The organism is Sulfurovum sp. (assembly GCA_026990595.1).
Classification (GTDB): Bacteria; Campylobacterota; Campylobacteria; order Campylobacterales; family Sulfurovaceae; genus Sulfurovum.
Window position 1 is genome coordinate 1 of the sequence record JALXCZ010000024.1, and the last position, 6,432, is coordinate 6,432.

At 37.5% G+C, this 6,432-nt stretch carries 7 protein-coding genes; 4 read left to right on the forward strand and 3 right to left on the reverse strand.

The window, feature by feature from the left end; translation table 11 throughout:
- Positions 1-238: 238 nt before the first annotated feature.
- Positions 239-1,138 carry a glycosyl transferase gene (locus MVE01_RS05395; RefSeq protein ID WP_472561152.1) on the reverse strand — a complete coding sequence of 300 codons (900 nt, stop codon included), beginning with the start codon at positions 1,136-1,138 and terminating at the stop codon, positions 239-241.
- On the reverse strand, positions 1,128-2,141 hold the full coding sequence (locus MVE01_RS05400) for a ribonucleotide-diphosphate reductase subunit beta (protein WP_472561153.1): 1,014 nt from the start codon (positions 2,139-2,141) through the stop codon (positions 1,128-1,130). Before MVE01_RS05400 ends, MVE01_RS05395 begins: the two co-directional genes overlap by 11 nt.
- A gap of 123 nt (positions 2,142-2,264) precedes the next feature.
- Between MVE01_RS05400 and MVE01_RS05405 the strand changes: the two genes are divergently transcribed.
- From MVE01_RS05405 to MVE01_RS05415, 3 genes are read left to right on the forward strand one after another with little or no spacing between them, the layout of a single operon-like run.
- The gene (locus tag MVE01_RS05405; RefSeq protein ID WP_472561154.1) at positions 2,265-3,080 is read left to right on the forward strand and encodes an SDR family oxidoreductase; all 816 of its coding nucleotides are present in this window, start codon (positions 2,265-2,267) and stop codon (positions 3,078-3,080) included.
- Positions 3,070-4,089, forward strand: coding sequence for a type I glyceraldehyde-3-phosphate dehydrogenase (locus tag MVE01_RS05410; RefSeq protein WP_472561155.1), 1,020 nt, complete (start codon positions 3,070-3,072; stop codon positions 4,087-4,089). Before MVE01_RS05405 ends, MVE01_RS05410 begins: the two co-directional genes overlap by 11 nt.
- The gene (locus MVE01_RS05415; protein WP_472561156.1) at positions 4,082-4,999 is read left to right on the forward strand and encodes a helix-turn-helix transcriptional regulator; all 918 of its coding nucleotides are present in this window, start codon (positions 4,082-4,084) and stop codon (positions 4,997-4,999) included. The genes MVE01_RS05410 and MVE01_RS05415 overlap by 8 nt, the downstream gene beginning before the upstream one ends.
- Here MVE01_RS05415 and MVE01_RS05420 read toward each other — a convergent pair.
- Complete coding sequence (locus MVE01_RS05420) at positions 4,996-5,352, reverse strand: c-type cytochrome (protein ID WP_472561157.1); 357 nt, start codon at positions 5,350-5,352, stop codon at positions 4,996-4,998. The two genes, MVE01_RS05415 and MVE01_RS05420, sit on opposite strands and share 4 nt — an antisense overlap.
- A gap of 261 nt (positions 5,353-5,613) precedes the next feature.
- Between MVE01_RS05420 and MVE01_RS05425 the strand changes: the two genes are divergently transcribed.
- On the forward strand, positions 5,614-6,432 hold an 819-nt coding region (locus MVE01_RS05425; protein WP_472561158.1), incomplete at its 3' end, for a proton-conducting transporter transmembrane domain-containing protein.

A 6,432-nucleotide genomic window follows, 5' to 3' on the forward strand; every position in this document is an offset into this window, starting at 1 on the left:
GTGCGATCTACCCTAACAAGCCTATCAGTGCCATCACACCCAAAGCAAAAGCGTAAAGGCAGGAGTAAATAAAACAAAGCTAAACAAAACTTTCAGAGGAACTAGCATATGTCAACCCTAGAACAAAGGGATTGGGTGACAACGACAACTTTTTAATTTATACAATATTCACTAACCCTTACGGCAAGACACCGACCTTATACATGATTGCCCTATGTGGTGGGTTAGAAAACCCACCCTACAGGAGGCTGAGTCCTTCTTCAATACTTGTGACTTTTCCCGTTAAAAACAAAATCACAGCAGCATTAAATTTAGCAAGTTCTATAAAGGAATCGCTAGGATTATGGAGTTGTTCTAAAGAGTCTTCCAATGAGATGCGTTCTGTAGATTTTCTATAGTTAATACCATAGGCTTTTGGATCTACTTTTATCTCTGTTATTTCATCATTTTCCACAATAGTTACAGCACATTTGGAAAATATTTCCGGTGTGCCCTCATTTCCTTTGATGATGATAAGTCTTTTGTACCGGTCTTTGTAGAGTTGAATGTACTTGTCTACAAAAGGTTTATGAAACGCTCCAATGATGGCTGTGTCACTTTTTGTGATGCCTAAAAGTTTTTCTATGGTATTAAAAGAGGAACGAAGACCCAGTTTTTCTCGTATTTCAGAAAATGCATAGAGTTCCGGGAAATACTCACTTTGGTCATAGTAATAGATATTGTCTTCCAGAGATGTATTGCCACATATCTCTTTAAGGGTTGTGCCTTCTTTGGCTGGCTGCAGTAGTCCACCATGTAGAGAAAGATTTATCTCAAAGCCCTGTAAATATTTTGCAGTGAGAGGTAAAATATAGGGATTTTTTATTTTACCGTCATAGGGGTAACCAAACTCTATGGAGTTGGGAAGGGGGGCGTGTTTGACAAATTCATCAAAAACTTCCAATGCTCCAGCAAACTCCTCTATGCTCTCACCTTTGACTCTCCACCCTAACATAAAAGCTGCTACTTGTTCAGGCAGTACTTCTTTTTTTAAAAATGCACGTATAACGATTTTCATCTCCTCTTTGCTAAGGTCACGGTTGCGTTTGGGACCGGTACCCACACACTTGAGATAAGGGAGGAACTCTCTAGAAGTCATTGAGGTCTATGCTTGATTTGGCATAGTTGGAGACATTGCTTTCAAAGAAGTTGCTTTTGACTTCATTCATTTCCAAGTGTTTGGTAACGAGTTTCTGTAAATAGGTAGTATTACTCTCCGGGAAGATCGTGTCAAGTCCTATTTTTTTAAGTCGGTCATTGGCATAGTTATGAACGGTCTGCTCCATGAGTTCAGGTGTGACACCCATAATAGGAAATTGATCAAGAAGATATTTTCCATATTCCAACTCTATATTGACGGCATCTTGGATCATGGTATAGGCAGCATCGATGGTACTGGTTTGAATTTTGTTCTCTTTCTGAATAGTTTTAAAAATGTTGGCAAAGAGAGGTAGATGGGTGTTAAGTTCATCTCTGGCAATGAACTTGATCATATCTCTGGCACCCGGAACTTTGTCTCCAAGTAAGTAGATATAAGAGAAGCCAAGTAGAAAGTAGATACCTTCCAGGTTAACACTCGCCATAGCGGATAAAAGCATTTTATCTACGGAACCGCCATCAATGTATTTGGCAAACTGTTCTGCTACCTGTTGGTTCTTTCGGTTGAGTGCTTCATCATATTTGTAAAGGTTAAAGACTTCATCGGAGTTTCCACAGGCATCAAGCAGTACAGCATAGCTCTTGGAGTGGTTCACCTCCTGCATGATCTGTAAAGAGATGACTGATTTGACCAAACGGTTATTTGCCAGTCGTCTGAAGTCACTCAGATACTCCTCCTGTGCTGAGTCATTAAAACTCAGTTGTGCAAAAGTCATTTTATAAATGGACTGTTCATTGGGGGAGAGTTTCTCAAAATTCTTTTTTTCAGAGCTGGTATTGACTTCTGAAGGGAACCAGGTATTGGCATTCATCAGGTCATAAATATTACTGTCCCAACGGTATTTAGAACGGTTAAAATCTACAAATCCTGTAGGTGAGCCTCCAAATATTTTTTCATCAAGTATCTCTTCACCATTTGGGTTATAGTAATGCTTTACATCCATAATTTCTCCTCTTATAGAATTAGTATATCATTTTATCTTTTTGATCTTATAAATGTGTTGATAGATGTCAAGATTTGATACTTATCAATAGTATCTCTATAGATTTTGATTATAATTTATACTATGAATAACAATCAAAAAGTCGTCCTTGTTACAGGATCCAGCAGCGGTATGGGAAGAGCTACAGTGCTTTATCTGGCAAAGCAGGGCTATTTTGTCTATGCAGGATCAAGAACACCGGAAAAACTTTTTGATATGCGATCAGAAAATATTTATCCTCTGAAATTGGATATTACAGATCCCCAAAGTGTTGAGAATGCAGTCCCAAAGATAAAAAGGATAGATATTTTAATCAATAATGCAGGATACGGTCTGGTCTCAACCGTTGAAGAGGTGACAGAGAAAGAGATGTTTGCTCAGTTCAATGTGAATGTCTTTGGTGTGATGCGTATGTGCAAAGCAGTGATCCCCAAAATGAGAAAGCAAAAAAGTGGAGTGATCATTAATATCAGCTCTTTTTTGGGAAAGATTGGACTCCCACTTTTAACTTTTTACAATGCCAGTAAATATGCAGTAGAAGGGATCACCGATTCTCTTCGTTATGAGCTGAAAGATTTTAATATTAGAGTACACTCCATCATGCCCGGTTTTTTTGATACCAATTTTGCCAGAGATAATTTAGTCACCAATAGAGCAACATTCAGTACTGACTCCCCCTATGCCAAGATGGTATCAGGATTGGCTCCTGTGATCGTTGCGCAGATCAATAACGGGAATAGTACAGATGAAGTTACCAAACTTATTTTGGATATTATAGAGAATAAAGACTCTCTTGCGCGTCAGACAGCAGGAGATAAAGCCAAAAAGTTTATCCCTATGAAAAAAGAACTCAGTGATGAGGATTTTGAACGGCGTGTGAGAGCCTATTATGACCTCTAAAAAGATACGGGTATTCATTAACGGATTTGGGAGGATAGGCAGGAGTGCTGCAAGGATCATATTTAAAGATGAACAGTTTGAACTGGTAGGGATCAATGATCTGTACAGTTTTGAACAGATAGGGTATCTTTTAAAATATGACTCCATTTATGGAACACTTCCTTATGACATTTACATACAGAAGGATATGCTTTTTGTTGAAGGAGACAAAGTAAAACTTTTTTCTGAACCTGATCCTGAAAAATTGGATATGACCCTATTGGATGTGGATGTGCTTTTACAATGCAGTGGGATATTTTTAACTGTAGCATCCAATCTGCCTTTGATTAAAAACGGTGCAAAAAAGGTGATTGTTTCAGCACCTCCTTCAGATGCCATGCCAACCTATATATATGGGGTGAACCATAACGACTACAAGGGTGAGTCTGTTATTTCAAATTCCAGCTGTTCTGCCAATGCTATTGTCCCGCTTTTGAAGATCATAGACAAATACTTTGGGATAGAAGCTGCGATGATGAGTATGTACCATAGTTATACAGTATATCAGAATCTGCTAGACAGTAAACATTACTCTAAAGATATACGAAGAACACGCTCGGCAACACAGAACATTATCCCTCTTATGAGTGGAGCAGCCCAGGCAACGGCGTATTTTTTCCCGAAGTTAAAAGAAAAGTTCGCAGCAAAAAGTATTAGGGTGCCTACACCTGCTGTAACGCTTTATGATCTGAGTATTAAGTTGGTAAATTATGCTACACAAGAGGAGATTAATCAGCTATTTAAAAAAGAGATAGATATGAATGATACAAAGATCTTTTCATATACTGATACGATGGAAACATCTGATGTCTATATTGCTGATCCTCACAGTGCAGTGTTGAATTTTCCTCTTACCTCTGTTGTAGGTGGAACTCTACTCCGGGTATCGGCATGGCAGGACAATGAGTATGGCTATGCCAAAAGATTGGTCGATATAGCACGTGTGGTCGGAGTATATACAGATGGATAGTTTCTTTTTCAATATCACAGATACCAGATATAAGATTACTGTGCTTCATGAAGAAGCAAATGGGTACCTTAAGCGTGTAGATATCTCAAACGGTATTGTTTTTTTGGAAAGTAAACTCTCAGAATGTTACAAAGAGATAGTACTGAAAAATCTTGATAGAATGGTTATTATCACAATGGTCAATAGCGGTGAATTGTGTATGTATGACCAGGTGGATGAGCAGGTGCTATCGGTTAAAGAGGGTGAAACAGCCATCTTTTGTTCTTCTAGACAAGATATGACATTAAGCATGCAAAAGAGCAAAGATTCAGACATCTTCATACTTTTTATTGCAGATTTTTTTCTCAAACGCTATTTGAGTGGCAGGCAAAATGAGCCAATCGATTTTTTATATCATAAAATTCAAAAAGAGGTTTCTTTGGAGGAGGTCAACCAGTTGCCCATTGATGCATTGAGCCTTTATAGTGTTGAGAAGCTATTACATATTTCTGCAGGGGATACAATGAAAAGCATCCGTGCGGAGCATCATGTGGTGGAGTTCATCATACACCTCTTTGGTCTGCTTGATATTTTTACAGAAGATGTAACTCCAGATGAGGTAACTCTTGCTTCCAAAGCAAAAGCAATTTTGTTGCAGGATTTTATAAACCCTCCGACAGTAAAAACTTTGGCACATCTTTGTGCAACCAATGAGTCCAAACTCAAAAAGGTATTTAAAAAAGTTTATCGAAGTACACTCTACAGTTATGTACAAAAACTTCGTTTGGAGGAAGCAAACCTTTTGCTCAAAGAGGAGAATATGACTATTGGTGAGGTTGCCAAAAATGTAGGGTACAGACACCAAGGGCATTTTTCTAAACTTTTTTTCTCTACCTATGGTGTCTACCCCAAAGAGTTGATGAAGCGTTAATTTTTCTTTTTGATCATCCACTTTTTAAAAGGTTGTAAAGAACTGATGTACGCAGCAACCTCTTTGAACTCTATATCTTCAAGAGGAAGTGTAGGCATGGCATTGGCACTATGACCAAATTTTTTATAGTTGGCATAGGGGTCTTTTGCATAATTTGCTATCTCCTCTTCGGTTCGAGTATATGAAACAATATTAAAATCAGGGCCCAATGCACTGCCTCCATTAACGGTATGACAGATGGCACAGTTGGCAGCATATACAGCTTTCCCTTTTTCAACTAGACTATCTTCTTTCTCATTGGCAAAAAGATTTGTAATTGCGACAAATATAAGTAAAATAGGTAGCTGTTTCAAGACAGACTCCTTAGATAAGATTATTAATTAGGATAAATATACTCCTAATTAAATACAAGTGAAATATATCGGAATATTCTTAGGGTATTCTTGATTTAAATCAATAATAAGATAATTTTAGTCTTATTTAAAATAAAATATTTTAAGCTTCATGGGAGTATAATCTTATGCATATTTAAGGACTGCTAAAAAAGCCCTCTTGTCCGATGGTTATCCCACCGAACCCGTTTAAATGTATTATGATTTTGGAGCGAAACTATTATGTTTCAGTTTGATACTCTCTCTTTGGTATTTGTAGTATTGATTGTTATGGGGGCTATACCAAACTTTTTTTACTCTTTTGGTTACCTTCCTCATATTGAGCGAAAATCACACTATCTACTACATTATTTTGCATTTGTATTTTCTATGATTGGTGTTGTAGTCTCTGCCAATGCATTGGTTTTTCTCTTTTTTTGGGAAATTATGAGTTTGAGTTCATGGCAGCTGATTTTGACAGAGCCTAAGGAAAAAAATACCATAGAAGCGGCACGATTTTATTTTCTTATGACACATTTTGGTTTTGTTTTTTTACTGTTATTTTTCTTGATTGTGAGTAATGGAAATTTGGAGGCTGGTTTTTCTCAGATGAAAACCATTGCTTCTACATTTACCTATCCAACTATGCTTTTTTTCTTTTTAATTTTAGGTTTTTTAAGTAAGGCTGGGGTGGTTCCTATGCATGTATGGTTACCATATGCCCATCCTGAAGCACCCAGTCCTGTTTCTGCTCTTATGAGTGGAGTGATGCTCAAAGTTGCACTCTATGGTATGATACGATTTTTGTTTGATGTGCTTTACCCCTGGCCTTTGCAGTGGGGAACCTTTATCCTTATTATAGGTTCGGTCACTGCACTGGTCGGCATCTTGTATGCGATGGTAGAACGTGATATAAAAGCCCTTTTGGCAAATTCTTCTATTGAAAATATTGGTATTATCCTTATAGCTTTTGGTATGGGGATGATTTTTGATTCTTTAGGGCTTAAAATCTTAAGCACCTTTTCCTTTATTGCCGCACTCTTTCATATGTTTAACCACATG

What these genes read in the sequence shown, in the direction of transcription:
- MVE01_RS05395 (WP_472561152.1), bottom strand. Translation starts at nt 1,138, where the DNA reads ATGACTTCTAGAGAGTTCCTCCCTTATCTCAAGTGTGTGGGTACCGGT.
- MVE01_RS05400 (WP_472561153.1), bottom strand. Translation starts at nt 2,141, where the DNA reads ATGGATGTAAAGCATTACTATAACCCAAATGGTGAAGAGATACTTGAT.
- MVE01_RS05405 (WP_472561154.1), top strand. Translation starts at nt 2,265, where the DNA reads ATGAATAACAATCAAAAAGTCGTCCTTGTTACAGGATCCAGCAGCGGT.
- MVE01_RS05410 (WP_472561155.1), top strand. Translation starts at nt 3,070, where the DNA reads ATGACCTCTAAAAAGATACGGGTATTCATTAACGGATTTGGGAGGATA.
- MVE01_RS05415 (WP_472561156.1), top strand. Translation starts at nt 4,082, where the DNA reads ATGGATAGTTTCTTTTTCAATATCACAGATACCAGATATAAGATTACT.